Origin of the sequence: Streptomyces lincolnensis, assembly GCF_021173675.1 — a bacterium.
Taxonomy (GTDB): Bacteria; Actinomycetota; Actinomycetes; order Streptomycetales; family Streptomycetaceae; genus Streptomyces; species Streptomyces lincolnensis_B.
Genome location: NZ_JAIHON010000013.1, coordinates 196,522 through 222,397, shown reverse-complemented (window position 1 = coordinate 222,397; position 25,876 = coordinate 196,522). Strand labels below are relative to the sequence as shown.

General features: G+C 72.5%; 25 protein-coding genes, 1 tRNA gene and 2 pseudogenes. 14 read left to right on the top strand and 14 right to left on the bottom strand.

Annotated features, from left to right (window positions below; translation table 11 throughout):
• Positions 1-3: 3 nt before the first annotated feature.
• Positions 4-77: transfer RNA gene (locus tag K4B79_RS35065), tRNA-Pro, on the bottom strand.
• A gap of 123 nt (positions 78-200) precedes the next feature.
• Here K4B79_RS35065 and K4B79_RS35060 point away from each other — a divergent pair.
• From K4B79_RS35060 to K4B79_RS35050, 3 genes are all read left to right on the top strand, one after another.
• On the top strand, positions 201-728 hold the full coding sequence (locus K4B79_RS35060; protein WP_232031399.1) for a DUF309 domain-containing protein: 528 nt from the start codon (positions 201-203) through the stop codon (positions 726-728).
• An 83-nt stretch (positions 729-811) separates the two neighbouring features.
• Complete coding sequence (cobF, locus tag K4B79_RS35055; protein ID WP_232031398.1) at positions 812-1,585, top strand: precorrin-6A synthase (deacetylating); 774 nt, start codon at positions 812-814, stop codon at positions 1,583-1,585.
• A gap of 65 nt (positions 1,586-1,650) precedes the next feature.
• Positions 1,651-3,729 (top strand): MDR family MFS transporter, encoded by a 2,079-nt coding sequence (locus K4B79_RS35050; protein ID WP_232031397.1) that lies wholly within the window; start codon positions 1,651-1,653, stop codon positions 3,727-3,729.
• A gap of 18 nt (positions 3,730-3,747) precedes the next feature.
• On the opposite strand, the gene K4B79_RS35045 is transcribed toward K4B79_RS35050, so the two are convergent.
• Entirely contained in the window at positions 3,748-4,503 is a 756-nt protein-coding gene (locus K4B79_RS35045; protein ID WP_232031396.1) for a cobalt-precorrin-6A reductase, read from the bottom strand.
• Positions 4,504-4,596: 93 nt separating this feature from the next.
• Here K4B79_RS35045 and K4B79_RS35040 point away from each other — a divergent pair, with 93 nt between their 5' ends.
• A complete protein-coding gene (locus K4B79_RS35040; RefSeq protein WP_232031395.1) occupies positions 4,597-5,391 on the top strand; it encodes an HAD-IIA family hydrolase in 795 nt (264 codons plus the stop codon).
• A gap of 24 nt (positions 5,392-5,415) precedes the next feature.
• Here K4B79_RS35040 and K4B79_RS35035 read toward each other — a convergent pair whose 3' ends face one another.
• Together K4B79_RS35035 and K4B79_RS35030 are read right to left on the bottom strand one after the other, a co-directional pair.
• A complete protein-coding gene (locus tag K4B79_RS35035; RefSeq protein WP_232031394.1) occupies positions 5,416-6,189 on the bottom strand; it encodes a sulfite exporter TauE/SafE family protein in 774 nt (257 codons plus the stop codon).
• Positions 6,190-6,369: 180 nt separating this feature from the next.
• The gene (locus K4B79_RS35030; RefSeq protein ID WP_232031393.1) at positions 6,370-7,353 is read right to left on the bottom strand and encodes a helix-turn-helix transcriptional regulator; all 984 of its coding nucleotides are present in this window, start codon (positions 7,351-7,353) and stop codon (positions 6,370-6,372) included.
• Positions 7,354-7,468: 115 nt separating this feature from the next.
• On the opposite strand from K4B79_RS35030, the gene K4B79_RS35025 reads away from it, so the two are divergent.
• Positions 7,469-7,864, top strand: coding sequence for a RidA family protein (locus K4B79_RS35025; protein ID WP_232031533.1), 396 nt, complete (start codon positions 7,469-7,471; stop codon positions 7,862-7,864).
• Positions 7,865-7,940: 76 nt separating this feature from the next.
• On the opposite strand, the pseudogene K4B79_RS35020 reads toward K4B79_RS35025, so the two are convergent.
• Positions 7,941-9,125, bottom strand: a pseudogene (locus K4B79_RS35020) (thiolase family protein); the annotation flags it as partial.
• A gap of 198 nt (positions 9,126-9,323) precedes the next feature.
• Here K4B79_RS35020 and K4B79_RS35015 point away from each other — a divergent pair.
• From K4B79_RS35015 to K4B79_RS35000, 4 genes and pseudogenes are all read left to right on the top strand, one after another.
• The gene (locus K4B79_RS35015; protein WP_232031392.1) at positions 9,324-9,806 is read left to right on the top strand and encodes a Dps family protein; all 483 of its coding nucleotides are present in this window, start codon (positions 9,324-9,326) and stop codon (positions 9,804-9,806) included.
• 49 nt (positions 9,807-9,855) lie between these two features.
• Positions 9,856-10,188, top strand: coding sequence for a DUF3140 domain-containing protein (locus tag K4B79_RS35010; protein WP_232031391.1), 333 nt, complete (start codon positions 9,856-9,858; stop codon positions 10,186-10,188).
• A gap of 54 nt (positions 10,189-10,242) precedes the next feature.
• Positions 10,243-10,683: pseudogene (locus tag K4B79_RS35005) on the top strand (endonuclease); the annotation flags it as partial.
• A gap of 60 nt (positions 10,684-10,743) precedes the next feature.
• Positions 10,744-11,535 (top strand): SAM-dependent methyltransferase, encoded by a 792-nt coding sequence (locus tag K4B79_RS35000; RefSeq protein ID WP_232031390.1) that lies wholly within the window; start codon positions 10,744-10,746, stop codon positions 11,533-11,535.
• A gap of 17 nt (positions 11,536-11,552) precedes the next feature.
• Here K4B79_RS35000 and K4B79_RS34995 read toward each other — a convergent pair whose 3' ends face one another.
• Genes K4B79_RS34995 through K4B79_RS48390 form a run of 7 tightly spaced genes read right to left on the bottom strand, consistent with a single transcriptional unit; the run spans position 11,553 to position 18,454 of the window.
• Complete coding sequence (locus tag K4B79_RS34995; protein WP_232031389.1) at positions 11,553-12,242, bottom strand: SDR family oxidoreductase; 690 nt, start codon at positions 12,240-12,242, stop codon at positions 11,553-11,555.
• Positions 12,242-13,120, bottom strand: a complete 879-nt coding sequence (locus K4B79_RS34990; protein WP_232031388.1) for a cupin domain-containing protein — start codon at positions 13,118-13,120, stop codon at positions 12,242-12,244. The genes K4B79_RS34995 and K4B79_RS34990 overlap by 1 nt, the downstream gene beginning before the upstream one ends.
• The gene (locus tag K4B79_RS34985; protein WP_232031387.1) at positions 13,117-14,469 is read right to left on the bottom strand and encodes an amidohydrolase family protein; all 1,353 of its coding nucleotides are present in this window, start codon (positions 14,467-14,469) and stop codon (positions 13,117-13,119) included. Before K4B79_RS34985 ends, K4B79_RS34990 begins: the two co-directional genes overlap by 4 nt.
• Positions 14,470-14,490: 21 nt before the next feature.
• Positions 14,491-15,471 carry an alpha-ketoacid dehydrogenase subunit beta gene (locus tag K4B79_RS34980; RefSeq protein ID WP_232031386.1) on the bottom strand — a complete coding sequence of 327 codons (981 nt, stop codon included), beginning with the start codon at positions 15,469-15,471 and terminating at the stop codon, positions 14,491-14,493.
• A complete protein-coding gene (locus tag K4B79_RS34975) occupies positions 15,459-16,436 on the bottom strand; it encodes a thiamine pyrophosphate-dependent dehydrogenase E1 component subunit alpha (protein ID WP_232031385.1) in 978 nt (325 codons plus the stop codon). The genes K4B79_RS34980 and K4B79_RS34975 overlap by 13 nt, the downstream gene beginning before the upstream one ends.
• Positions 16,423-17,760 (bottom strand): M24 family metallopeptidase, encoded by a 1,338-nt coding sequence (locus tag K4B79_RS34970; RefSeq protein WP_232031384.1) that lies wholly within the window; start codon positions 17,758-17,760, stop codon positions 16,423-16,425. The genes K4B79_RS34975 and K4B79_RS34970 overlap by 14 nt, the downstream gene beginning before the upstream one ends.
• 52 nt (positions 17,761-17,812) lie before the next feature.
• Positions 17,813-18,454: a cupin domain-containing protein gene (locus K4B79_RS48390; RefSeq protein ID WP_232031383.1), complete on the bottom strand. Its 642-nt coding sequence runs from the start codon at positions 18,452-18,454 to the stop codon at positions 17,813-17,815.
• 484 nt (positions 18,455-18,938) lie between these two features.
• Between K4B79_RS48390 and K4B79_RS34960 the strand changes: the two genes are divergently transcribed.
• Positions 18,939-19,649 (top strand): response regulator, encoded by a 711-nt coding sequence (locus K4B79_RS34960; protein WP_232031382.1) that lies wholly within the window; start codon positions 18,939-18,941, stop codon positions 19,647-19,649.
• Between the two features lie 7 nt (positions 19,650-19,656).
• Here the strand turns inward: K4B79_RS34960 and K4B79_RS34955 are convergent, their stop codons facing one another.
• Both K4B79_RS34955 and K4B79_RS34950 read right to left on the bottom strand, forming a co-directional pair.
• Positions 19,657-21,069, bottom strand: a complete 1,413-nt coding sequence (locus K4B79_RS34955; protein ID WP_232031381.1) for a cytochrome P450 — start codon at positions 21,067-21,069, stop codon at positions 19,657-19,659.
• Positions 21,070-21,164: 95 nt separating this feature from the next.
• Positions 21,165-21,686 (bottom strand): potassium channel family protein, encoded by a 522-nt coding sequence (locus K4B79_RS34950; RefSeq protein WP_232031380.1) that lies wholly within the window; start codon positions 21,684-21,686, stop codon positions 21,165-21,167.
• Positions 21,687-21,896: 210 nt separating this feature from the next.
• Here K4B79_RS34950 and K4B79_RS34945 point away from each other — a divergent pair, with 210 nt between their 5' ends.
• From K4B79_RS34945 to K4B79_RS34930, 4 genes are all read left to right on the top strand, one after another.
• Complete coding sequence (locus K4B79_RS34945; RefSeq protein WP_232031379.1) at positions 21,897-22,709, top strand: SAM-dependent methyltransferase; 813 nt, start codon at positions 21,897-21,899, stop codon at positions 22,707-22,709.
• Between the two features lie 61 nt (positions 22,710-22,770).
• Positions 22,771-24,171: a glutamine synthetase family protein gene (locus K4B79_RS34940; protein WP_232031378.1), complete on the top strand. Its 1,401-nt coding sequence runs from the start codon at positions 22,771-22,773 to the stop codon at positions 24,169-24,171.
• A 1-nt stretch (position 24,172) separates the two neighbouring features.
• Entirely contained in the window at positions 24,173-25,306 is a 1,134-nt protein-coding gene (locus K4B79_RS34935; RefSeq protein WP_232031377.1) for an amidohydrolase family protein, read from the top strand.
• Positions 25,307-25,330: 24 nt separating this feature from the next.
• A complete protein-coding gene (locus tag K4B79_RS34930) occupies positions 25,331-25,858 on the top strand; it encodes an NUDIX hydrolase family protein (RefSeq protein WP_232031532.1) in 528 nt (175 codons plus the stop codon).
• Positions 25,859-25,876 lie beyond the last annotated feature (18 nt).

Below are 25,876 nucleotides of genomic sequence, written 5' to 3'. Positions count from 1 at the left end.
CCGTCGGGACGACAGGATTTGAACCTGCGACCCCTTGACCCCCAGTCAAGTGCGCTACCAAGCTGCGCCACGTCCCGGTGTGTTTCCCGCGGTGCCCCGCGGGGTCGTGCGAACAGCACTTTACCCCACGTCGGAGGCCCTGCCGAAGACGGGCCCGGGGCGGCGGTGGCCGGCGGGCCGGGACGCGGGACAATCGATCCATGGCCAGGACATCCGCAGGACGGCAGGTGGACGCGCGGGACCGCGACGAGGAGGGCCGGGCACGCAATGCCCGACCCCGGGACGGGCTCGGGCGGCCGCTCCCCTACGGCACCGAAGGCGTCGCCCGGCAGCCGGAGGGGGTGGTCCGCGCCCCGCACGAGAGCGTGGCCGAGGCGCAGGAGCTGCTGGACGCGGGGAAACCGTTCCACGCCCACGAGGTCTTCGAGGACGCCTGGAAGTCCGGCCCCGAGGAGGAACGCGAGCTGTGGCGCGGCCTCGCCCAGCTCTCCGTCGGCCTCACCCACGCCGCCCGGGGCAACGTCACCGGCGGCGCCCGGCTGCTGCGGCGCGGCGCGGACGCGGTGACGCGGTGGGCGGCGGCGACCGGGCGGGAGCGGCCGCACGACCTGGACCTCGCGGGACTGGCCGCGTGGGCCCGGGAGCTGGCCCGGAGCGTGGAGCGGGACGGGGGCGGCATCGACGCGGGGGCGCGGGCGCCGCGGCTGCGGGGGCCCGGGGCGGGATGAGGCGGTGACGGCGCGCCCACAGGCTTGGCCTCGGGCTTGACCTCGGTGTCCGCGCTGTCAGTGCCGTGCGGCAGACTCGTGGCGTGCGAAAGATTCATGTCATCGGTATCGGTGCGGGCGACCCCGAGCAGCTGACCCTCCAGGCGGTGGGGGCGCTGCGCGGCACGGCCGTGTTCTTCGTCCTCGACAAGGGCGAGGTGAAGAGCGACCTGACGCGGCTGCGCCGGGACATGCTGGAGACGCACATACCCGAGGGCTCGTACCGCGTGGTCGAGGCGCGTGACCCGGAGCGCGACCGGGCGGCGGGCGGCACCGCCTACTCCCCCGCCGTGGGTGACTGGCGCAGCGCCCGCGCCGACATCTACGCGCGGCTGATCGCCGAGGAGCTGGGCGAGGACGAGACCGGCGCGTTCCTGGTCTGGGGGGATCCCGCGCTGTACGACAGCACGATCGGGATCCTGGAGGAGATCCTGGAGCGGGGCACGGTGGCCTTCGAGTACACCGTCGTGCCGGGCATCAGCAGTGTCTCCGCGCTCGTCGCCCGGCACCGTACCGGGCTGAACCGGGTGGCGCGGCCCGTGCAGATCACGACGGGCCGGCGGCTCGCCGAGGGCTTTCCCGAGGGGGTGGACGACGTGGTGGTGATGCTGGACGCCCATCAGGCCTTCCGGCAGTACGCCGACCAGGACATCGACATCTACTGGGGCGCCTACATAGGCACGCCGGACGAGATCCTCGCCGCCGGGCCGATCGCCGAGACCGCCCCCCGCATCGAGCGGCTGCGCGCGGAGGCGCGGGAGCGCAAGGGCTGGATCATGGACACGTATCTGCTGCGCCGTAACCCGGAACAGCGGTAGGGACCCGCCACCCGAGCGGACCGTGCCCACATGCGGGTGCGGCATACCGGCGTGATCGTGACCTCGTGACCGTCGCCGAGGAAACCGCGCCTTCCGCCGCCGCGCAGCCGCCCGTGCTGGACAAGCGCCGCCGCAACATCGTCTTCGTGACGATCATGCTGGGGGTGCTGCTCGCGGCCCTCGACCAGACGATCGTGGGCACGGCGCTGCCGACGATCGTGTCGGATCTCGGCGGTGCCGAGCACATGTCGTGGGTGGTGACGGCATATCTCCTCGCGGAGACGGTGTCGACCGTCCTGGTCGGCAAGTTCGGCGACATGTTCGGCCGCAAGGTGGTCTTCCAGGTCTCGGCGGTCGTGTTCATCACGGGCTCGTTCCTGTGCGGTCTCGCCGGCAACATGACGTTGCTGATCGTCTGGCGGGCGATGCAGGGGGTCGGTGCCGGCGGTCTGATGGTGACGGCGATGGCGTTGATCGCCGACGTCATCCCGCTCAGGGAGCGCGGCAAGTACCAGGGCGCGATCGGCGCCGTGTTCGGGGTGGCGACGGTCATCGGGCCGCTGCTCGGCGGGCTGTTCACCGACCATCTGTCGTGGCGCTGGGCGTTCTACGTCAACGTCCCAATCGCGGTGCTCGTCGTGATCGCGGCGGCCCGGACGATTCCGGTGGTCAAGTCGGCGGCCCGGCCGGTCGTGGACTACCTGGGCATCGCGTTCGTCGCGGTGGGCGCCAGCGCGCTGATCCTGGCGACGAGTTGGGGCGGGAACGAGTACGCGTGGGGCTCGGCCGTCATCATCGGCCTGTTCGTGGGCGGTACGCTCGCGCTCGGTCTGTTCTGCTGGGTGGAGACCCGGGCGGCCGAACCGATGCTGCCCATGCGGCTGTTCGCCAATCCGGTGTTCACGGTGTGCTCGATCCTCAGCTTCATCGTCGGCTTCGCGATGCTCGGCGCGATGACGTATCTGCCGAGCTACCTCCAGTACGTCGACGGCGACTCGGCCACGGTCTCCGGTGTACGCACGCTGCCGCTGGTGATCGGTCTGCTCATCGCGTCGGTGTTCAGCGGCAACGTGGTCAGCAGGACCGGGCAGTACCGCTTCTTCCCGATCGTCGGCTCGCTGGTGATGGGCGTCGGGCTGTACCTGATGTCGTTGATGGGGCCGTCGACGGGCGCGTGGCTGGAGTCGCTGTACATGTTCGTGCTCGGCACCGGTATCGGGCTGTGCATGCAGGTGCTGACGATCGCCGTGCAGAACACCGTCGAGTACACCGACCTGGGCACCGCGACCTCCGGTGTCACCTTCTTCCGTACGCTGGGCAGTTCCTTCGGCACTGCCGTCTTCGGCACGATCTACGCCAACTCCCTCACGCCCAACCTCAGGGACGGGATCGCCTCCGCCTCGCGGGCCGGATCGGTGGACGCGTCCACCGTCGCCAGGGCGGCGACCAGTCCGCAGGCTCTGCACGAGCTGCCGCCCGATGTCTCCGCCCCGATCATCGGGGCCTACGCCGACACCCTCCAGACGGTGTTCCTGTGGACCGTGCCGGTCGCGGCCGTCGGGTTCGTGGTCGCCCTGTTCCTCAAACAGGTCCGGCTGCGGGACAGTGCGCGGGCGGGCTCGACCGACATGGGCGAGGGGTTCGCGCAGCCGTCCGGGGCGGACTCGCGGCGGGTGCTGGAAGCAACCGTGGGCAAGATCATCGGCAGCACGGACCTGGACACCGCGCGCCGGATCATGAGCGACTCCGAGACCCGGCTCGACGTCGCGGGCGCCTGGGCCGTGATGCAGGTCGAGCTGTTCACCAGACTCGTCGGCCACGCCGGCCTCGGTCTCATCGCCGCCCGCCGCCACATGCCTCCCGAGGTCCTGCTCCCCGTCTTCGACCGCATGGTCGACGAGGGCTACCTCACCCGCCACGGCAACCTCCTCTCCCACACCGATGCCGGCGCCCGCGAGGCACGGGTCATCACCGAGGCCTGGGGCGCCTGGCTGGAGAACCGCGTCCAGCAGGACATCGGCCGCCCGACGGACACGGACCTGCGCGCCGCGGTGGACACCATCGCCAAGCGCCTGCTGGTGGAGGACCTGAGCCACGGCCTGCCCCGGCGAACGGCGGACCGGGCAACGAGCACGTCACGCTGAGTCCGCGGGCGGTCCGCGTCACAGTGGGTCGAGAGCGAGCCACTCCCGCACGGAGGCCACGTCGGGCAGGGCGGTGACGCCCGGGGGCAGCGCGGGACGTCGTACGACCACGACGGGGAGGGCCAGGTGGCGGGCGGCCGTGAGTTTGGCGGCGGTGGCCGAGCCGCCGCTGTCCTTGGTGACGAGGACGTCGATGCAGTGGGCGCCCAGGAGGGCGGATTCGTCGGTGACGGTGAACGGGCCGCGGGCCAGGAGGACTTCGGTGTGCGGGGGCATGGGGGGATCGGGCAACTCCACGGAGCGCACCACGAAGTGAAGGTCCGTCAGGTGGGCGAAGGCGGCGAGGCCGAGGCGGCCGGTGGTCAGGAGGACGCGGCGGCCGAGCGTCGGCAGCAGGTCCGCGGCCTCGGCCAGGGAGCCGACCGGGTGCCAGCGGTCGCCCGGTTCCGGCCGCCAGCCGGGGCGGCGCAGCACCACCGACGGCACGCCGGTCGCCGCGGCGGCCCGTGCCGCGTTGGCGGTGATCGACTCGGCGAAGGGGTGCGTGGCGTCGATCAGAGCGTCCACGTGCTGTTCGCGCAGCCAGTCGGCCAGCCCGTCCGCCCCGCCGAATCCGCCGATGCGTACGTCTCCGGTGACCGTCCCGGGCCGGGACACGCGGCCCGCGAGGGAGGTGGTGACGCGGATGCCGGAGCGTGCCGTGAGCAGGGCGGCGAGTTCGCGTGCCTCGGCGGTGCCGCCGAGGATCAGCACGTGGGGGGACGAGCGGGGCATGGGGTGAGCGTACGAGTCGCGGGCCCGGGACGGCACGCCGGGTGCGGTGCACGGACGGCGTCCGCGAGGTGCCCGGCCGCTATCGTCCCGGGCATGGAGTCCGTGCGTGCTGTCCTCATCGACATCGACGGAGTGCTCACCGTCTCGTGGGAGCCGTTGCCCGGGACGGTCGAGGCGCTGCGGGAGATCCGTGCGGCCGGGCTGGGGGTGGTGCTGGTCACCAACACGACGTCCCGGACGCGGGCGTCGATCGCGGCGACGCTGGAGGGCGCGGGGTTCCCCGTGACGGCCGAGGACATCCTGACCGCGCCCGCCGCCACCGCCGCGTATCTCGCCGAGCACCGGCCGGGCGCTCGGTGTGCCCTGCTGAACAGCGGGGACGTCGGGGAGGATCTCGGGGAGGTCCGGCTGCTGGATCCGCGGGACACGGAGACGGTCGCGGATGTCGTGGTCGTCGGCGGGGCCGGGCCCGAGTTCGACTACGCGGCGCTGGACCGGGCCTTCGGCCAACTTCAGCGCGGGGCCCGGCTGGTGGCGATGCACCGGAACCTGTACTGGCGTACCGCCGACGGGCTGCGGCTCGACTCCGGTGCCTTCCTGGCCGGCCTGGAGCAGGCCGCGCGGGTGGAGGCCGAGGTCACCGGCAAACCGTCCCCGGCGTTCTTCGAGGCGGCGCTGGCACGGCTCGGGGCGGGCGCGGACCAGGCGGTGATGGTGGGGGACGACATCGAGTCCGACGTGCTGGCGGCACAGCGGGCCGGGATCACCGGGGTGCTGGTCAGGACCGGCAAGTACCTGCCCGAGACCCATCACGCGGCGAGCGGCACGCCCGACCACGTGATCGATTCCTTCGCGGATCTTCCGGCGCTGCTGGGGCTGACGCGGTAAGGCGGCCGGGCCCGGCACTCACCGCTACCGCAGGAGCAGTTGCAGGCCGCCCACGATCGTCGCCGCGATCACCAGTTGTTCGAAGAGCTTCTGGTTGATCCGGTTCACCGCCCATTTGCCGAGGAACGCGCCGGGCACGACGAACGCCACGAGGGCGGCGTCGAGGAGCAGCGAGCGGCCGTCGATCAGGCCGAGGCCGACGCTGAAGGGCACCTTGGAGACGTTGACGATCAGGAAGAAGAAGGCCGAGGTGCCCAGGAAGCCGAGCTTGCGGAAGCCCGCGGAGAGGAGATACATCGACATCACCGGGCCGCCCGCGTTGGCGACCATGGTGGTGAAGCCGCCGAGGACACCGTAGGAGCGGGCCTTGACCCGGCCCGCCCGGGTGACGACCGAGTCCGGCTCCTCCTCCGCTTCGGCCGTGCGGCGGCGCCACACCGTCACCCCGGCCATCAGCAGCAGGATGGCGCCGATGGATGTCCGTACGATCTCGTCGTCCGCCCACACCAGGAACAGCGTGCCGGCGAGCACGCCCACCGCGACGGCCGGGAACAGCCGCCACAACGTGGGCCAGTGCGCGTGCCGTCGGTAGGTGAGCACGGCGAGCACGTCCCCGGCGATCAGCACCGGGAGCAGGACGCCGGTGGAGGCGCGGGCGGGCAGGACGGCGGCGAAGATCGCCAGGCTCACCGTGTTGGCCCCGCTCACGGCCGTCTTCGAGAAGCCGACGAGCAGGGCGGCGAAGGCGAGGGCGGCGAACTCCCAGCCGGTGATGTGCCACAGGGTCATCGTGTTCATGCGAACACCGATGCTATGTGCAAGTAACCGGTGGGGTAAGTGCCGTCTCGCCTCGTGGGCCTGTACCGGCCGACGGACGCCGGAAGCCCGGCGGCGCGGTCCTCGTCAAAGCGGTCCTCGTCAAAGCGGTCCTTGCCGAAACGGTCCTCGTCGCGGTGGCCCTCGGGCGGCGGGCGGTTCTCAGGACGGGTCTCCGTAGCGGCCGGCCATCGCGGCGGCGCGGTCGTGCAGGGCGGTGCGCAGCGACTGCGGGGTCAGCGCTTCGGCGTCCGTGCCGAGCTGCCACAGCGCCCACTCGGCGTGCCGCAGGTCTTGGAACGTCGCCTCCAGCCGCAGCCAGCCGTCCGGTGCCGGTGCCGGTGCCGGTGCCGCGGTGCGGACGGCCACCGCGGAGGTCAGCAGCTCCTCCCGCCTCTCCGGGTTCACCCGTACCAGTACGGCGATATGGCCGCTGGACAGGAACCGCGCGCAGCGTTCCCGCCAGGCCCGGTCCAGGTCGACCCGGTCCGGTCGTTGTGCCGGTTCGGGGAGTTCCTGGGCGGCGAGCACCCGCGACAGCCGGTAGGTGCGGTCCGCGCCGGATCTCGTGGCCAGCAGGTAGCTCCGGTCGCGGACGGTGACCAGGCCGATCGGGTCCACCGTGCGCCACCCAGGGGTCTGGCCCGTGGCCGCGTAGTGGAGGCGCAGCCGGTGTCCGGCGAGCACCGCGCGCCGGATCACGACCATCGTCGTGTCGGGCACGGTCTCGGCGACCGGCCGGCGTGAGAGCAGATCGGTCTCCGGCTCGACGAGAAGTCGCCGGGCCGCGTCGCTCGCGGTGGCCCGGTGGCTCTCGGGCAGCGCGTCGACCACCTTGCGCATGGCCGAGGCGAGCGCCGAGCCGAGGCCGAACGCCCGCTCGCCGCGGCCCGATCCGGCGGTGAGCAGGGCGAGGACCTCGTCGTGGTTCAGTCCGGTGAGCTCGGTGCGGAAACCGGGCAGCAGCGCGAACCCGCCGTGCCGGCCGCGTTCGGCGTAGACCGGGACGCCCGCCGCCGACAGTGCCTCGATGTCGCGCAGCACGGTACGGGTGGACACCTCCAGCTCGCGGGCGAGCGTGTCCGCGGTCAGCCGGCCGCGCTGACGCAACAGCAGCACGAGCGAGACCAGCCGATCGGCGCGCATACGGAAACCCTAGGCGAATACATGACTAAGGGTGTCGTGATTTGTTGGAAGGCTCCTGCCACGGACAGCGAAAAGCGATGCAAGGCGATGCGAAGCGATGGGAGCTGATGTGGCAGTGGAACGAACGGCGGTCAATCCGGTGACGTGGTCGGTGGAGATGGGGTTCAACCAGGGCGAGGTCGTCTCCGGGCACACCCGGACCCTGTACTGCTCCGGACAGACCGCGATGGGCGCCGACGGCAAGCCCCTGCACGACGGCGACATGGCCGCGCAGCTGGCGCTGAGCCTCGACAACCTGGAGGCCGTGCTCGCCGAGGCCGGCATGTCCCTCGCGCACCTCGTCCGCCTCAACGTCTACACCACCGACGTCGACCTGCTGTACCCGCACTACGGCGTGCTGGCGTCCCGGCTGGGCGCCGCACGGGTGGCACCGACCACCACGATGCTCGGGGTGACCCGGCTGGCGATCCCCGGCCAGCTGGTCGAACTGGAGGGGACCGCCGTGGCGTGAACAACTCCGCGGCTCACCACCGCCGGTGACCGCTAGGGCCCCCGCGTCCGCGACATGCTCCGCCGGACAGGCCCTGGTGGCGCTCAACCAGCACCGCGCTCCCCTGCCCCACGCCCACGCACATCGTCGCCAGGCCTCGCTCGGCCCCCGTCCGCCGCATGCGGTGGAGGAGGGTCGTCAGGATGCGGGCGCCCGAGCAGCCCAGGGGGTGGCCGAGGGCGATGGCCCCGCCGGTGGGGTTGACCAGGTCGGGGTCGATGCCCAGCTGGTCCACGCAGGCGAGGGCCTGGGCGGCGAAGGCCTCGTTGAACTCGGCCTCCTGGAGGTCGGCGACGGTCCAGTCGACGCGGGCCAGGGCCTTGCGGGTGGCGGGGACCGGCCCGATGCCCATCACGTCGGGGTGGACGCCGGCCGAGGCGCCGGCGACGTAGCGGCCCAGTGACTCCAGGCCCAGGTCGTTCAGGGCGTCCTCGCCGACGAGGAGCAGTCCGGCGGCGCCGTCGTTCATGGGCGAGGCGTTGCCGGCGGTGACGGTGCCGCCCGCGCGGAAGGCGGGCTTGAGGCGGGCCAGTTTCTCGGCGGAGGTGTCCTCGCGGATGCACTCGTCGGTGTCGACGACGATCCCGTCGGGGCGTTCGACCGGCATGATCTCGTCGTCGAAGTGACCGTCCTTGCGGGCCCGGGCGGCGAGTCGGTGGCTGCGCAGCGCGAACGCGTCCTGGCGTTCGCGGGTCACGCCGTACCGTGCGGCGACCTCCTCCGCGGTCTCGCCCATGGCGAGCAGTCCGTGGAGTTCCTTCATCGCCGGGTTGACCAGGCGCCAGCCGAGCCGGGTGTCGTGGGTCTCCATCCGGTGCGGGAGCGCCTCGTCGGGGCGGGGCAGGACGAAGGGGGCGCGGCTCATGGACTCGGACCCGCCGGCCAGCACGATGTCGGCCTCGCCCGCGGCGACGGCACGGGCCGCGGTGGTGACGGCCTCCAGGCCCGAGGCGCACAGGCGGTTGACGGTGGCGCCGGGCACGGTCTCGGGCAGGCCGGCGAGCAGCGCGGCCATCCGGGCCACGTTGCGGTTGTCCTCGCCGGCCTGGTTGGCGGCGCCCCAGTAGACGTCGTCGATGCGGGCGGGGTCGAGCGTGGGCACGTCGGCGACGAGGCCGCGGATCACGGTCGCCGCGAGGTCGTCGGGGCGTACGGCGGACAGGGCGCCGCGCAGCCGGCCGATGGGAGTGCGGCGGGCGGCCGCGAAGTGGACGGGACGCACGACGGAACTCCTGATCGTCATCGCTCGGTGGCCGGGGACGGCTTGATCGGCACCACTTTAATTAGCACCGCTAGTTTTGGACTGTAGCGCAGCGGCGGGAGCGGGTGGTCGACACAGCCCTCATGAGCGCCTGTTTGCACCGATTCGCCCTGGGCACCCGCGCCCCGTGAGTGACGACGTCGGCAGAAGGAGCACCGTATGACTGTCGTGAAGAGCACGATTCCCGAATCTGCCCGTCAGGTCACAGGGGACGCACTGCAGAGCACTCTGGTCGATCTTCTCGGCCTCTCGCTGATCGCGAAGCAGGCGCACTGGAACCTGGTGGGGCCGCGCTTCCGGTCGATCCATCTGCAGCTCGACGAGGTCGTGACGGCCGCGCGCGACTTCTCGGACACGGTCGCGGAGCGGGCCGCCGCACTCGGCCTGCCGCCCGACGGCCGGCCGGAGACCATCGCGTCGGCGTTCACCCTGCCCGGTCCGAAGGAGGGCTGGGTGCGCGACACCGAGGTCGTCGGCGTGATGGTCGAGTCGCTGGAGACCGCCATCGGACGGCTGCGCGAGCGCATCGCGGCCACCGACGAGCCCGATCCGGTCACCCAGGACCTGCTGATCACCATCACCGCGGAGCTGGAGAAGCAGCGCTGGATGTTCGACGCGGAGAACTGGCCCAAGGACGGCTGACGCGGAACTGCGCACGCACAGGAACACGTACGTACGGAAGGGGCATCCGATGACCGACGCCCTCGAACTCGACGCGCTGTGGCAGGACTTCCACCGCGTGGTGAACATGACCTCGCAGGAACTGGCCGCCTGGCTGCGGGTGAGCGACGCCGACGAGTTCACGGAACCGCTGCCGGAACACGCCGGCGAGCCGACGGGGCAGCACGTCCTGGCGCTCCTCCAGAAGCGGCGCACGGACCTGACCGACGACGACATCGAAGTCATGTACGAGGTCGTGGACACCGTCACCGCCGAGGCCGACGTGGAGAACGAGCCCGAGGCCGAGGAGACGAGCCGCCGCCACCGGCTGATGACCATCGGACACGATCCGCTGAAGCCGTGAGCGACCAGCGGCACGTCGTGCGCGCGCCCCTGCACCGGCTGCTCGTGCTGTCCCGAGGCCGACCGGCAGGAGCGGGTGGACGCGCGGGGCCGGGGCGGCTACCGGCGCTACGACGAGCGCACGGCCACCCAACTCGGTGACGGGGCACGACTGTTGACCGAGCGGCGGGGCGGGGACCTGCGTCGGCTGCGCGCGGAGGCCGACGGTGAGGCCTCCGAACTCCGGCGCCTGCTCCAGGAGTTCCCGGGCATCGGGCCCTCCGGCGCCGACATCTTCCTGCGCGAGGTCCAGGGCGTGTGGCCGGAAGTGGCGCCCTACCTGGACCGCAGGACGCTGTCGGGCGCGGAGCGGCTCGGCCTGCCGAAGGATCCCGACCGGCTGGTCTCCCTCGCCAGGGCAGGCGGCGATGCCCAACCGGCCTCCCTGGCCGCCGCGTTGGTGCGGGCGGCGATCGACGAGGAGGTGGCCGAAGACTGTCTCCGACGCGCCGGGTGACCGTGACAGACTGCTCGCACATTCTGTCGAGCACCATTCTGTCGAGCAGAGGAGCCTCGCGTGACCGGGACCGAGTCGGCCGACCGACGGATCGACACGAGCAGACCGCATCCGGCCCGGGTCTACGACTGGTTCCTCGGCGGCAAGGACAACTACCCCGTGGACGAGGAACTCGGCCGGCGGATCCTGTCCCAGGGGGACGCACGGGGCCAGGCGCGCGCCAACCGCCGGTTCATGGAACGCGCCACCCGGGTCGTCCTGCGGGAGACGGGCATCCGCCAGTTCCTCGACATCGGCTCCGGCATCCCCACCGAACCCAACCTGCACCAGATCGCCCAGTCCGTCGCCCCCGAGGCGCGGGTCGTGTACGTCGACAACGACCCGATCGTCCTGGCGCACGCGGGCGCCCTGCTGTACGGCACCCCGGAAGGGGCGACCCACTACCTCCAGGCCGACGCCCGCGAGCCCGAGCGGATCCTCGAAGGGGCCGCCGCCGTCCTGGACTTCGACCGGCCCGTGGCTCTGTCACTGATCGCGCTGCTGCACTTCATCGCCGACGACGACGGGGCGCACGACCTCGTGGACACGCTGGTCGGCGCGCTGGCGCCGGGCAGTTGCCTGGTGCTGTCGGCGATGACGGCGGACTTCGATCCCGAGCGGGTGCAGGCGGGCATCGCGGCGTACCGGGCGAGCGGGGTGACGCTGGTGGCCCGCTCGCACGACGAAGTGGCCCGTCTCTTCAAGGGACTTGATGTGCTGGACCCGGGCATCGTGTCCCTGTCCCGGTGGCGTCCCGAGCAGGAGGAGGACGGCCTGGTCTCGCTGTACGGCGGGGTCGGCGTCAAGCGCTGATCTCCCCTGCCCTCACCTCACCCCAGCAGCCACCCCCCGTCCACGCTCAGATCCACCGCGTTGACCGCGCCGTTGCGCAGCAGGAAGTCGACGGCGTCCACCACCTGCGCCATCGTGGCGAGCCGTCCCGTGGGGGTCCTGGCGCGCAGGCCGGCCCGGACCTCCTCGGGTTTGTCCCGCCAGTAGGGGCTGTCGCCCACGACGCCGGGATGGACGGCGTTGACCCGGACGGGGGCGAGTTCCACGGCGAGGGTGTGGACCAGCCCGGTGATTCCCGCGTTGACGGTCGCCACCGTCGTCGCGCCGGGATAGGGGCGCTCCTTGGCCTGCCCGCCGAAGAGCACGATCCCGCTGTCGTCGTGCAGGCGTTCGCGCAGCGCGTGCACGACCTCGGTGTACCCGACGAGCTTGAGCGTGACCAGGTGGACGGCCGCGTCGATGTCGTAGGCCGTGACCCGGTTGTCGTCCCGTGCGACGCCCGCGATCACCAGATGGTCGACGCGTCCCACACCGGCCAGTGCCGCGGCGATCTCCCGGGGCCGGGCGAGGTCGAGGGCGAGGCCGCTCGCGCCGATCTCCTTGGCGACGGTGTCGGTGCGGTGCGCGTCGCGCCCGGTGATCACCACCGTGTCGCCGCGCTCCGCCCGCCACCGGGCGAACTCCCGGCCGATGCCCGAGGTCCCGCCGATCACCACCACACTGCTCATCACGTCTCCCTCAGTGCCTCACGCAGGTACTCCCAGTCCCGGGTGAACCGGTAGGAGTGGCGCACCGGCGGCTGCGGTGCCTGGGTCTCCAGCCAACGCAGCGGTCCGGTACCGGCGTTGGCGAATCCGTGCACACAACCGGCGCCCGCCCAGGCGCAGTCGCCCGGACCGAGCCGGTACCGCACGCCGTCGAACACGGCGTCCGCCTCCCCTTCGAGGAACAGATAGGTCTCCTCGAAGGGGTGGTCGTGGCTGCCCGCGACGCCGTCGGGGGCGTACTGCACCATGAACATCGTCGAGGCGACCGCGCCCAGATCGCCGTCGACCATCATCTTCACCGTGATGCCGCTGTAGACCAGCAGCGCGGTCCGCATGCTCGCCGACACCGCGAGCAAGTCCTGGGACTGCTTGCCCGGATCCATCTGCGCGGGCTCGAAGTGGCCGAAGGACCGGGTGCGCGGATCGCGGACGTCGAGCCGGACGGGCTCGCGCGCGGGCAGCGCGGGCACCGCCTGGGTGTCGTGGCCGTAGCGTGCCCGCGGGACCGGGGCGAGCATGTCGGCCCAGCGCGCGACGGTGTCCCCGGCGCCCCGCCAGGCGTGCGGGACACCGGTCGGCAGCAGGCCGTAGTCCCCCTCTTCGAGGAGGTACGACCCCTCCGGCACATCGAGGACCACGGTCCCGTCGAGGATGTGGAAGCTCTCCTCGTAGGAGTGCACATGGGCCGCCACCGTGCCGTCGGGCCGCAGTTCGCACAGGCCGAAGCCGGTGTGCACGCTGCCGTCCTCCTCGCCGACCAGCGTCCGGCGCCGGTGGCCGTGGGGGGCGTGGGGAAGGTCGGGGGCGTCGGCCGCGCGGCGCACCAGATGTCGGGTCATACGGCGCCCTTCGCCTCCTTCGCCGCCAGCAGCCGGTCGCGGGACTCCACCACCAGCCGGCGCGCCCGGTCGACGTCGGCCGTGAGCCTCCCGTCGCGCTTGCGGATCACGCCGTCGACGATGACCGTGTCGACGTTGGAGACATCGGCGCTCAGCGTCACCGCGGCCGCCGCGTCGTGCACCGGGGCGATGTTGAGCGCGGTGGCGTCGATCGCGACGACGTCGGCGCGCTTGCCGGGGGTCAGGGAGCCGGTGCGGTCCTCCAGGCCCGCGACGTGGGCGCCGTTGAGCGTGGCGATCTCCAGCATCTGACGTGCCGTCAACATCGTCTCGGGGACGGGCAGATTGGCCTTCCAGCAGTCGGCGTTGACGCGGGCGCGTTCGGCGCCGAAGGCGGCGCGGATCTGGGTGAACATGTCGCCGGGCACGGTGGTGACGACGTCGATGCTGAGCGAGGGGCGCAGTCCGTACTCGAGGGCCTTCATCACGGGCGGCCAGCCGTGCCCCATCTGCTGTTCGACCTGCGGCGCGATCGACACCGTACCGCCGCTGTCGGCGAGCATCCGCCACTCGTCCTCGTGGAGGTAGCAGCAGTGGATGTAGGTGGTGTCCGGGCCGAGCAGACCGAGGTCGTGCAACTGCTTGACCATGCCGAAGCGGCCGGCCAGCCGGCCCATCGCCACGTGCACGGTGATCGGGATGTCCAGGTCGCGGGCCAGGGCCCATTCGGCGGTGACGACCTCGTCGGTGCAGAAGCCGGGGCCGCGGGTGGCGAGGGCCATGGTCAGCAGGTTGCCGTCGGAGGCGAAGTAGGTGTCGCGGACGCGCCGTACGTCCTCGCCCGGGATCGCGATCCCGCTGTCGAACCAGTAGTCGGCGAGGGAGGTGTTGGCGCTGCCGTACGCGTACTGGGCGCGGATGCCGCTCTCCGTGAGCGCCTGGATCGCGGCGTCCGGATGCGCGGGCGTGTTGTTGATGTGCGACCAGTCGACCAGCGTGGTGATGCCCGCGTTCAGGCACTCCAGCGCGCCGGAGAGGTTGCCCGCGTACACGTCCTCCGGGGTGTAGAGCGGGGCGAAGGTGTCGAGGATGTCGACGAAGTAGTCGTCCAGGGTGGCGTCGGGGGCGACGTTGCGCAGGGGTGCCTCCCAGGTGTGCCGGTGGGTGTCGACGAAGCCCGGGACGACGATCCGGCCGGTCATGTCGAGCACTTCGGCGTCGGCGCTGATCTCCCGGTCCACCGCCGCGATCGTGCCGTCCTCGATGAGGACGTCCCCTTGGGGGAGGTCCCCGACGGCGGGGTCCATCGACAGCACATGACCGGCGCGCAGGAGTATCCGACGGGTCATCGTTCTACCTCCCAGGGGTGTTCAGTACGCGGCGAGGCTCCGGACCGCCGCCACGACCTTGTCGACGGTGGGAATGACCTCCTCCTCCAGCGCGTCGGCGAACGGCAGCGGCACGCACTCCCCCGCCACCCGCCGTACCGGTGCGTCCAGCAGTCCGAAACCCTCGTCGGCGACGACCGACACGACGGTCGCGCCCCAGCCGCCCTGGTACGGGTTCTCCTCCACGGTCACCAGCCGCGAGGTCCGGCCGAGCGAGGCCAGCACGGTGCTCATGTCCAGCGGCACCAGGCAGCGCAGGTCGACGACCTCCGCCCCGACGCCCTCCTCGGCGAGGAGCGCGGCGGCCTTCAGCGCCACCGGCACCATCGAGGCCAGGGCCACCAGCGTCACGTCGGCGCCCTCGCGCACGACGGCCGCGCGCCCCAGCTCGACCACGTGCTCCGGCGGCGCGGGCGCGCCTTTCGAGGCCAGCAGCCCCTTGTGCTCGAAGAACACCACCGGGTCGTCGCTGCGGATCGCCGCCGCCATCATGCCGATCACGTCGGCCGGGGTCGCCGGTGCCGCGATCTTCAGGCCGGGGACGGTGAGGGCCCAGTTCTCGGTGGCCTGCGAGTGCTGGGCGCCGAAACCGAGCCCGCCGCCGTTGGCGGTGCGCACGACGAGGGGCACGGTGACCTGACCGCCCGTCATGTACCGCACCTTGGGTATCTCGTTGGCGAGGTAGTCCCAGCAACAGGCCAGAAAATCCGAGAACATGATCTCGGCGACCGGCCGCATCCCGGTCATCGCGGCGCCCATCGCCGCGCCCACGATGGCCTGTTCGGAGATCGGCGTGTCCCACACCCGCTCCGGTCCGAACTCCTTCAGCAGTCCGGCGGTCGTCTTGAACACCCCGCCGGCCTCGCCGATGTCCTCCCCGAGGCACACCACGGACGCGTCCCGGCGCATCTCCCGCGCGAGGCCCTCGGCGACCGCCTCCCGGTACGTGATCACGTCCGCCATGCCGCACTCCCGTCGGCCCATACGTCGGTCAGCGCCTCGCGAGGATCGGGCGGCGGTGCGCCCTTCGCCGCCTCGACCGCCCGCTCCACGACGTCCCGCGCCCGCTCGTCGGCCGCGGTGACCGTCTCCTCGGGCACGCCCAGCTCGGTCAGCCGGCCGCGGGCGAGGTCCAACGGGTCGTGCTTGAGCCAGCGTTCGACCTCCTCGGCCGGCCGGTAGGTGGCGGGGTCGGTCCGGCTGTGCCCGAAGTGCCGGTAGGTCGCGGCCTCCAGCACGGCGGGCCCGTCTCCGGCCCGGGCCCGCCGTGCGAGGGCGGCCACCGCCTCCTGTACGGCGACGACGTCGTTGCCGTCGACGACCTCGCCTGGGATGCCGTACGCGGGGGCCCGGTCGGCGGCGGGACGGTCCACCGCGGTGACGTCCGCGATGGGCGTGTACTCCATGTACAGGTTGTTCTCGCACACGAACAGCACCGGCAGCTTCCACACGGCGGCCAGGTTGAGCGCCTCGTGGAAGGCTCCGATGTTGGTCGCGCCGTCGCCGAAGAAGGCGACCGCGATCTGGCCGCTGCCGCGCAGCCGGGCCGACCAGGCGGCGCCGACGGCCATCGGCAGGTGGGCGCCGACGATGGCGTAGGAGCCGAGCATGCCGGTGGACGCCTTGGTCAGGTGCATGGAGCCGCCCTTGGCCCCGCACAACCCGGTGGCCCGGCTCATGAGTTCGGCGAGGCACTCCTCGGGGGTGGCGCCCCGGGCCAGCGCGTGGTGGTGGCCCCGGTAGGTGGCGAAGACGTAGTCGTCGTCGCGCAGGGCGGCGCTCGCGCCGACGGCGATCGCCTCGTGTCCGGCGGCGAGATGGGTGGTGCCCTTGACCAGGCCCTGGAGGAACAGGTCGTGGGCGGCCTTCTCGGTACGGCGGATGACGGCCATCTGCTCGTACCGGGCGAGGAGTTCACCGCTGTCCATCGGCGTTCCCCGTGTTCAGGTGGGACTGGGCCTCGCGCGCGGTGTTCAGCTCGCCGCCCACGGTCCAGTACTTGCGGCCCGCCACCAGCAGGTCCTCGGCCGGGAACTTGGTGATGACCTCGCAGCCGTCGGCGGTGACGACCAGCTCCTCCTCGATCCGGGCGGCGGACCAGCCGTCGGCGGCGGGCCAGTAGGTCTCCAGGGCGAACACCATGCCCTCTTCGAGGACTTCGGGATGGTCCAACGAGACGAGCCGGCTGAAGATGGGCTTCTCCCAGATCGACAGGCCGACGCCGTGGCCGTACTGGAGGGCGAAGGCGGCGGTCTCGTCGGCGAAGCCGAACTCCTCGGCGCGCGGCCACACTTGGACGATGTCAGCGGTGGTGGCGCCGGGGCGGACGAGGGCGATTGCCTGGTCCATGTATTCGCGGCAACGCACGTAGGCGTCCCGTTGCGCGCGGGAGGCGCTGCCGACGGCGAAGGTGCGGTAGTAGCAGGTGCGGTAGCCCAGGTGACTGTGCAGGATGTCGAAGAAGGCGGGGTCGCCGGGGCGGATCAGGCGGTCGCTGTAGACGTGCGGGTGGGGTGAACAGCGTTCGCCGGAGATGGCGTTGACGCCTTCGACGTACTCGCTGCCGAGGTCGTACAGCACCTTGCTGACGAGTCCGACGCACTCGTTCTCGCGCACGCCTGGCCGCAGATAGCCGTACAGCTCCTCGTAGGCGGCGTCGACCATCGCGCAGGCCTGGGTGAGCAGGGAGATCTCGTCGCCGGTCTTGACCCGGCGGGCCTCCAGGAAGACCTGCTGGCCGTCCACGACGTCGATGCCCTCGGCGCGCAGGGCCGCGAGGACCGGCATCTCGGCCACGTCGATGCCCAACGGCTCGTCCGCCAGGCCGTGTTCGCGGAGTTCGCCGGCGATCTTGCGGGCCACGTCCTCGGCGATGCCGGCGTCGGGGTGGAAGGCACCGCGGAGGGTGGAGATGCCGGCGCGGGCTCCGGTGGGCGGGCCGTCCTTGCCGTCGCCGTAGTCGAGCCAGGGGTTGTACAGCTGGTGGTGGCGGGCCGCGGAGCCGAAGTCCCAGACGACCGGTTCGCCGCCGCGCACCAGCAGGGCGAAGCGGATCAGCTTGTCCATCGCCCAGGTGCCGATGTGCGTGGCGGTCATGTAGCGGATGTTGGCGAAGTCGAAGCTCAGCACCGCGCCGAGCTCTGAGCGGTTCAGTGTGTCGTGCAGCCGGGCCAGGCGCTGGCGGCGCAGCCGGTCCAGGTCGACGCGCTCTTCCCAGTCGACGGCATTGGGGCCGTAGGTACGGATCGCCATGACGACCACCCCCACCTCCGAGTGAACGACCGGGCGGGAGAGGTGTCAAGTGCTACTGAACACTCCGGCCCACCACGTACCAGATCCCGACGGCCGGTTCGGTGCCGTCGTTGCGGTAGCGGTGCGGGGTGGTCGACTCGAAGCAGACCGCGTCCCCCGGGCGCAGCGTGTGCTCCTCGAAGCCGAGGGTCAGGACGAGTTCGCCCGAGGTCAGATAGCCGTACTCGGTGCCCGGGTGCCGCATCAGATGGCCGGAGGTGGAGGATGCGCCGCCGGGCCGGTAGGTCACGAGCAGGAAGTCGACATCGGTGCCCGGAACATGGCCGAGACGCTCCCACACGACACCCGAGTCCAGCTCCAGCGTCTCCCGCTCGGCCCGCCCGACCAGCGGGCCGATGCGGCGCCCGGGGTCGGCGGCGAACGCGGCGAGGGCCTGCGGGACGGGGCCCGGCGCCGCGACCACGGGGGCGGCCTCGCCCTCCCCGGCGTCGAAGAGCGACTCGACGGAGATGCCGAGCACGGTCGTGATGGCGTACAGGGTGCTCACCGACGGCTGGCTCTTGCCGGTCTCGATCTGCGACACGAGGCTCGCGGAGACCCCGACCTCGCGGGCGAGCGCGCGCAGCCCGAGCCCTCGCGCGAGCCGGGCCCGGCGGATCCGCGCACCGACCGGCGGCACGGCGGCAGGGGACACGGGGCGACTCCTCTCCCGGCCCGGAAATCCCGCTCTCCCGGACCGACCTGTGCAGCCCCATTGAACAGCGACCCGATCGACGTGTCACCCAGGCCGTGTCACGGCCCCCGGCCGCCACCGTCGCCGAGGACCGCACCCGCGGCAGGGGTACCACCGCTGCCCTGGGCAGGGGCGCGGCTCCGGCGACGACCTTGAGGCCGACGGGGCGAGCAACCTCGTCGGCCCGTGCCCCCGACGCCGGGCTTCGTCCCGTGCCCCGGCCCCGGCTTCGTCGTCGCGACCCCCCTCCGCCGCACTCACCGCGGCGGCCGGCCTCCTCGACCGGCGGCGGACCTACGGCCTGCCGCGCCCGGCGGGCCCCCCACCGAAGGTGCTGGACCCGACAGGCGGTCCGCGCTGCGCCGCCGCTCGGACGGCCCGCCGACCGGGCACCGGCGAGCCGTCCACCCGTGGCTCCCCGGAGGGTCTGAGGCATGATCGAGCCATGACGAGCCCCACCCCGGCGACCTCGCCCGGCGCCCCCATCCGCGTCCTGATCGCGGACGACCAGGACATGGTCCGCACCGGCTTCCGCTTCTTCCTGGACGCGCAGCCCGACATCACGGTCGTCGCCGAGGCCGCCGACGGCGAGGAGGCGTTGGCGCTGGCCCGCCGGGTCCGGCCGGACGTGTGCCTGCTGGACATCCGGATGCCGAAGCTGGACGGCCTGGAGGCCACCCGGCTGCTGGCGGGCCCCGAGGTCGCCGACCCGATGCGGGTGGTCGTGGTCACCACCTTCGACCTCGACGAGTACGTGTACGGGGCGCTGCGCGGCGGCGCCTGCGGGTTCCTGCTCAAGGACTCCGGGCCGACCCTGCTCGCGGAGGCGGTCCGGGCCGCCGCGGCCGGTGACTCGCTGGTGTCCCCCTCGGTCACCGTCCGGCTGCTCAAGCACGTCACGCAGACGAGGACACCGCCGCCGGCCGTCCCGGCCCGGACCGCGCCGGTCACCGAGCCGCTGACCGACCGCGAGCTCGACGTGGTCCGGCTGGTCGCCCAGGGCCGTACCAACGCCGAGATCGCCGCCGAGCTGTATGTCTCCCTCTCCACGGTCAAGACGCACCTGTCCAGCGTCCAGCTCAAGCTGGCGGCCCGGAACCGCGTGGAGATCGCGGCCTGGGCCTGGCAGAACGGGCAGGTGCGGCCCGCTCCGTGACCGGCCGTCAGCCGCCGGGCCGGATGAGTCCGGTCAGATACCGCCACAGCGACGACCGCCGCTTCTCGGCCGGGTCGGCCACCGCCGTTGCGGCCGCCGCGGCCGCCGCGGGCACCGGCAGCGGCGGCACGGTCGCCGAGGCCAGCTCGTAGCGCACCGGCAGCGACCGCAGGCCGCGCATGAACGGCGAGGAGCGCCAGGGCAGTTGGTCGACCGGGAGGGCGAGTTCCAGATGCCCGAACCGTTCGAAGAGACGGCCCACGCCGGCCGCCGCGATCGTCACGGACGCCAGCTCGCGGGCGGGACACTGACGCGGCCCGGCGCCCCACGACAGGTGCGCCCTGCTGCTGAGGGTGGAGCCCGGTGCCATCTGCCCGGCGAAGAGCGGATCGGCGTGCGCGGCGGCGGAGGAGACCCACACCGGGTCGCCGGCCCGGAGGGTGTAGTTCCCGAGCCGGGTGTCCCGGGCCGCGAACCTCGGTACGAAGTTCACCAGCGGCGGCTTGCGCATCACCACCCGGTTCATGGTCTCCCGGACCATCCCGGCGGACAGCGCGGCCCGCACCCCGCCCTCGCTCTCCCCGGAGATCACCTCGACCACCGTGTTGGAGATGAGGATGCCGACGTGGTCGGAGGTCATGCCGAGCAGCATGAACAGTTCCCGGGCCAGCGCGTCCACCGACAGGTCCGGGTGGGCGGCCAGCAGGTGGGAGGGGAAGTCGTCGCCGGGCCGCTCCCGCTTGGCGGCGGCCAGCCGCATGAGCGTCTCCAGGAGCCGTTCAAGGGCGGGTTCGGCGTCGGGGCCCGCGTCCAGCACCCGCCACATGTCCATCAGGGCGTCGTCGCCCTGCGAGCCGGGGAAGCCCAGCAGATGGCTCGCCGCCATCAGCGGCAGCGGGCGGGAGAACTGCGCCGACAGGTCGGCCATGCCCGTACGGCCGCCCTGCGCGAGCAGGGTGATCAGCTCGTCGGCGTAGACCGTGACGGCCGACTTCAGCCGCTTGGCCTGGGGGTGGCGCGGGTCCTGGAACGGCCGCAGGGCGGTGTCCCAGGCGCCGCGCAGCGCGGGGTAGCCGGGGCCGCCCTGGATCAGGATGTGGTTGACCTCCAGGGAGGGGCCGAGCGGCCAGTCCACGGGCACCCGGCCCTCGGTGCGGGCCCGCCAGTTCTCCAGGCCCTTGGGCCAGGCGGCGTCGTCCTGGAGCACCTGGAGGGACTCCTTGTAGCCCAGCACGAGCCACGCGGGCACGCCGAGCAGGTCGACCGGCGCGACCGGACCGTGGCGCTGGCGCAGGCGCTCGTAGACGAGCGCGGGCCGCGTCTCGTAGTCCCGGGTCAGCAGGGGTTCCGGAGCCAGCGCCTCCAGCGGCGCGTCGTCGCCCGGCGCCGACTCCCCTTCGTCGACCAGGTGGAATTCCATGGTGTGTTGCCGCCCCCTTCGACACCGCCCGTAGCGGCCCAGAGCCTGAGAGTGGTTGCGGATCGGTGGAGACCGTACCTCAGAGTTCACCTGTGTCATACAGCGGGGTACTGGTCGGTAACGGGTAAGAGGCCCGGATCAGGGGCGCTCCCCCTCCCTGCCTCCTCCCCGGCCACCAACCGCTCCAGCCGGTCGAACCGTTCGCGCAGGACACGGGCGGTCTCCTCGCCCAACACGTGGGCGTCGTGGGCGACATGGCGGCGCCGCCGCTGCTCGCGGCCGACGAACCAGGTGGCCAGGGCGGCGGTGACGATGCCGTACGTGGTGATGCCGACGACCATGACCACCGTGCCGACGACCCGGCCCCAGGGGGTCACGGGGAAGAAGTCGCCGTAGCCGACCGTCGTGGCGGTCTCGACCGACCACCACAGGGCCCTCGGGTACGTCGTCAGGTTGGCGCCCCGCGCGCCCTGTTCGGCCGCGACCACGGCCCACGAACCGGTGAGCATCACCACCAGCAGGACGAACGTCGCCCCGCCGGCCGCCCGCAGATGCAGGGACCGGCCCTCGCGGCCGAGCAGCGCCGCGATCGCCCTGGTGAGAAATCCGGGCGGCATGGGCGCTCCTCGGGGCCGGGAACCGTGCCCGGTCAGTGTCGTCGCCGGCGCGGGGGCGGGCATGCCGGGCGGCGCGTTCGAGTGGCGGGGCGCGCCGGACACCCCTCGCCGCCGCCGTTTCCCGGAACAAGCTGTCGCCGTTTCCGGGACAAGCTGATCATCGGACGGCACAATGGCGGCGAAAGGCCGTATGGAAGAAGGAGCGAGGACGTGAGCGAGAGCGACACCCCGGCGAGCACATCGGCGAGGCTGAACACGGGGGTGGCGCACAACGCGCGCGTCTGGAACTACTGGATCGGCGGCAAGGACAACTACGAGGTCGACCAGCAGGTCGGCGAGCACGTGGCCGGCATGTTCCCGATCATCCGGGAGATCGCCCGCGCCGACCGCTGGTTCCTGGGCCGGGCGGTGCGGTTCCTCGCCGAGGAGCGGGGCATCCGGCAGTTCCTGGACATCGGCACGGGCCTGCCGACGGTGGACAACACCCACGAGATCGCCCAGCGGATCGCCCCCGAGTCGCGGATCGTCTACGTCGACAACGACCCGATCGTGCTGGTGCACGCCCGCACCCTGCTCACCAGCACCCCCGCCGGTGTCACCGACTACATCGACGCCGACGTCCACGACCCGGACGCCATCCTCGAACGCGCCGCGCGCACCCTGGACTTCGACCAGCCGGTCGCCGTGATGATGCTGGGCATCCTCAACTTCGTCCTCGACGTGGACAAGGCCCGGGACATCGCCCGCCGGGTGATGGCGGCGATGCCCGCCGGCAGCCATCTCGCCCTGACCCACCCCACGTTCGACTCCGATCTCGGCGGCGAGGGCCAGATCCCGGCGATGAAGTTCTGGAACGAGAACGCCACCCCGCCGATCACCGCCCGCAGCCGCGAGGACATCGCCTCCTTCTTCGACGGGCTGACGCTGCTGGAACCGGGCCTGGTGTCGTGTTCGCAGTGGCGTGCCGAGTCCGGCTCCCCCACCCCGGTGCCGCAGTTCGGCGCGGTGGCCGTCAAACCCTGACGCGGGCGGGCCCGGCACCCGCCGCCAGTCATGGAGGACCCGGGAGGACGGAGGAGGACGTATGAGCACGCTTGCCGACCCCGTCCCCGGCGGGCGCCCGGGAGATGTCGAACGGGCCGCCGCGCTGGCCGGTGAGCTGACCGGGCGGGGCGTGCACGGCGTCGTCCTCGCCTACGTCGACACCGCGGGCGTCACCCGCGTGAAGACCGTCCCGACGGCGCGGCTCGCCTCGGCGGCGGCCTGGGGCGTCGGCATGTCCCCGGTGTTCGACACCTTCCTCGCCGACGACTCGATCGTGACGACGGACGTGCTCGGCTCACCCGACGGCGATCTGCGGCTCTACCCCGATCTGGACCGGCTGGTGGCCCTGGTGGGCCAGCCGGGCTGGGCGTGGGCGCCGGTCGACCGGATCACACAGGAGGGCGAGCCGCATCCGGGGTGCGGCCGTACCGTGCTGCGCCGGATCGTCGCCGAGGCGGCCGAGCGGCACGGCCTCGCCTTCCGGGCGGGCATCGAGATCGAGTGGTCCGTGGGACAGGGCCCGCCCGGCGGTGACTTCGTGCCCGCGACGACCGGCCCGGCGTACAGCGCCGCCCGGCAGGTCGAGCTGAGCGACTGCACGGCCGATCTGCTGGCCGCGCTCGCCGCGCAGGGCGTGGAGGTCGAGCAGCTGCATCCGGAGTACGCGGCGGGGCAGTTCGAGATCTCGGTCGGTGCCCTGGATCCGGTGGCGGCGGCCGACCGGAGCGTGCTGGTGCGGCAGACCGTCCGCGCGGTGTCCGCCCGCCACGGCCTCGCCGTCTCCTTCGCCCCGGCGGTCGTCGGCCGGGGCGTCGGCAACGGCGGCCACCTCCACCTCTCCGCCTGGCGCGACGGCGTCAACCTGCACTCCGGCAGCACGGGCCGCTACGGCATGACGGCCGAGGCCGAGTCCTTCGCGGCCGGCATCCTGGCCCGCCTCCCGGCGCTCACGGCCGTCACGGCCCCCAGTCCGGCGAGCTATCTGCGGCTCAGGCCGTCCCAGTGGGCCGGGGTGTTCACCGCCTGGGGCCGGGAGACCCGCGAGGCCGCGGTGCGGGTGGTCACCGGCACCGCGGGCGTCCGCGACCAGGCCGCGAACCTGGAGGTCAAGCCGGTCGACCTGGCCGCCAACCCGTATCTCGCGCTTGCCTGCGCGATCGCCGCCGGCCTTGACGGTCTGACCTCCCTGGTGCCCCTGCCCGAGGAGATCACCGGCGACCCGGCCCGGCTGGACGCCGAGGAGGCGGCGGCCCGGGGTGTGCGGCGGCTGCCCGCCTCGCTGGGCGAGGCCGTCGAGGAGTTCCGCGGGGACACCGTGCTGCGCGCCGCGCTGGGCCCGGTCCTCGCCGACGCGGTGACCGCCGTGCGCCTCGGGGAGATCGCGGCCGTGACCGGGCTGGACGACGACCAGGTGGCGGCGGCGTACCGCTGGAAGTACTGACATGGGCGCGGGTCCCGTCCACGACACGCTCGCCGCCCTGCGTCTGGTGGACCACCACTGCCACGGGGTCGTGACGGCCGACCTGGACGGCCCGGCCTTCCGCTCGCTGCTCACCGAGGGCGAGGACTGGCCGGGGGTCTCCCCCTTCGACAGCCCGGTCGGCGTCGCCGTCCGCCGCCACTGCGCCCCGCTGCTGGACCTGCCCCGGCACGCGCCCGCCGAGGAGTACCTCGCCCGCCGGGCCGCGCTCGGCGCGCACGAGGTCAACCGCCGGTTCCTGGCGGCCGCGGGCACCGACGTGTTCTGCGTGGACACCGGATACGCCACGGAGCGCCTCACCGCGCCACGGGAACTGGCCGCGGTGGCCGACGCCGGCGCCTTCGAGGTCGTACGGCTGGAGAACGTGGCGGAGGCGGTGGCGGCCGAGGGCGTCGAGCCGGGCGAGTACGGCGAGCGGTTCCGGGCGGCCGCGCAGCGGGCCGTGCGGCGACCGGGGGTGGTGGCGGTGAAGTCGGTCGCCGCCTACCGCACCGGCTTCGCCCTGGACCCGGCACGCCCCTCCGGCTCCGAGGTCACCGCGGCGGCCGGGCACTGGCTCGCGACCGGCGGCAGGCTGGCCGACCCGGTGCTCGTACGGCATCTGCTGTGGACCGCCGTGGACCTGGGACTGCCCCTCCAGCTGCACACGGGGTTCGGCGACGCCGACATCCGGATGCACCGCGTGGACCCCACGCTCCTGACGGACTGGCTGCATCTGACCGCCGGGACGATCCCGGTGCTGTTGCTGCACTGCTGGCCGTATCAGCGGCAGGCCGCCTATCTGGCGACCGTCTTCGAACAGGTGTACGTCGACGTGGGGCTCACCCTGCACTACGTCGGCCCCGCCCGGGCGCGGGCGGTCCTGGCGGAGGTGTTGGAGATCACGCCGTTCCGCAAACTGCTGTACAGCTCCGACGCCTACGGTGTGGCGGAGTTCTACCACCTGGGCGCGCTGGCCTTCCGGGAAGGGCTGGCCGGGCTGCTCCAGGAGCGGGTGGACGCCGACGAGCTGAGCCTGCCCGACGCCCTGCGCATCGCCACGTGGGCCGGTGCGGACAATGCCCGCCAGGTCTACCGCTTTTCCGCCACCACCTGAAAGTATGATCAAGCAATGTCTGACATGACCGAAACCACGCCCGGTTGGCTCAGCTCCGACGAGCTCGAGATGGCGCGCGCCCGCATGCCGATCCTGTACGTCGAGGCCGTGCCCGTGCGCGTCGACGACAGCGGCGAAGTCACCAGCATCGGACTGCTGCTCCGCATCGGTCCGGACGGCACGGTCAGCCGGAGCCTGGTGTCCGGTCGGGTGCTGCACCACGAGCGGGTCCGCGACGCCCTCCTGCGCCACCTGGAGAAGGACCTCGGCCCGGTCGCGCTGCCCCGTGTGCCGGCCTCCCTCCAGCCCTTCACGGTGGCCGAGTACTTCCCGACGCAGGGCGTCACGCCGTTCCACGACCCGCGTCAGCACGCGGTCTCGCTCGCCTACGTGGTGCCGGTCGCCGGCGACTGCCGCCCCCGGCAGGACGCCCTGGACCTGGTCTGGTTCAGCCCGCAGGACGCACTGTCCCCCGCGGTGCAGAGCGAGATGCCGGGCGGCCACGGCGTCCTGCTCAAGCAGGCGCTGGCCCATGTGGGCTGCTCGGTCTGAGCCGTCCCGCCACGGGGA

Coding starts and splice junctions, on each gene's coding strand:
- K4B79_RS35060 (WP_232031399.1), top strand. CDS start 201: ATGGCCAGGACATCCGCAGGACGGCAGGTGGACGCGCGGGACCGCGAC.
- K4B79_RS35045 (WP_232031396.1), bottom strand. CDS start 4,503: ATGCCCCGCTCGTCCCCCCACGTGCTGATCCTCGGCGGCACCGCCGAG.
- K4B79_RS35040 (WP_232031395.1), top strand. CDS start 4,597: ATGGAGTCCGTGCGTGCTGTCCTCATCGACATCGACGGAGTGCTCACC.
- K4B79_RS35035 (WP_232031394.1), bottom strand. CDS start 6,189: ATGAACACGATGACCCTGTGGCACATCACCGGCTGGGAGTTCGCCGCC.
- K4B79_RS35030 (WP_232031393.1), bottom strand. CDS start 7,353: ATGCGCGCCGATCGGCTGGTCTCGCTCGTGCTGCTGTTGCGTCAGCGC.
- K4B79_RS35015 (WP_232031392.1), top strand. CDS start 9,324: ATGACTGTCGTGAAGAGCACGATTCCCGAATCTGCCCGTCAGGTCACA.
- K4B79_RS35010 (WP_232031391.1), top strand. CDS start 9,856: ATGACCGACGCCCTCGAACTCGACGCGCTGTGGCAGGACTTCCACCGC.
- K4B79_RS34995 (WP_232031389.1), bottom strand. CDS start 12,242: ATGAGCAGTGTGGTGGTGATCGGCGGGACCTCGGGCATCGGCCGGGAG.
- K4B79_RS34990 (WP_232031388.1), bottom strand. CDS start 13,120: ATGACCCGACATCTGGTGCGCCGCGCGGCCGACGCCCCCGACCTTCCC.
- K4B79_RS34985 (WP_232031387.1), bottom strand. CDS start 14,469: ATGACCCGTCGGATACTCCTGCGCGCCGGTCATGTGCTGTCGATGGAC.
- K4B79_RS34980 (WP_232031386.1), bottom strand. CDS start 15,471: ATGGCGGACGTGATCACGTACCGGGAGGCGGTCGCCGAGGGCCTCGCG.
- K4B79_RS34975 (WP_232031385.1), bottom strand. CDS start 16,436: ATGGACAGCGGTGAACTCCTCGCCCGGTACGAGCAGATGGCCGTCATC.
- K4B79_RS34970 (WP_232031384.1), bottom strand. CDS start 17,760: ATGGCGATCCGTACCTACGGCCCCAATGCCGTCGACTGGGAAGAGCGC.
- K4B79_RS34960 (WP_232031382.1), top strand. CDS start 18,939: ATGACGAGCCCCACCCCGGCGACCTCGCCCGGCGCCCCCATCCGCGTC.
- K4B79_RS34955 (WP_232031381.1), bottom strand. CDS start 21,069: ATGGAATTCCACCTGGTCGACGAAGGGGAGTCGGCGCCGGGCGACGAC.
- K4B79_RS34950 (WP_232031380.1), bottom strand. CDS start 21,686: ATGCCGCCCGGATTTCTCACCAGGGCGATCGCGGCGCTGCTCGGCCGC.
- K4B79_RS34940 (WP_232031378.1), top strand. CDS start 22,771: ATGAGCACGCTTGCCGACCCCGTCCCCGGCGGGCGCCCGGGAGATGTC.
- K4B79_RS34935 (WP_232031377.1), top strand. CDS start 24,173: ATGGGCGCGGGTCCCGTCCACGACACGCTCGCCGCCCTGCGTCTGGTG.
- K4B79_RS34930 (WP_232031532.1), top strand. CDS start 25,331: ATGACCGAAACCACGCCCGGTTGGCTCAGCTCCGACGAGCTCGAGATG.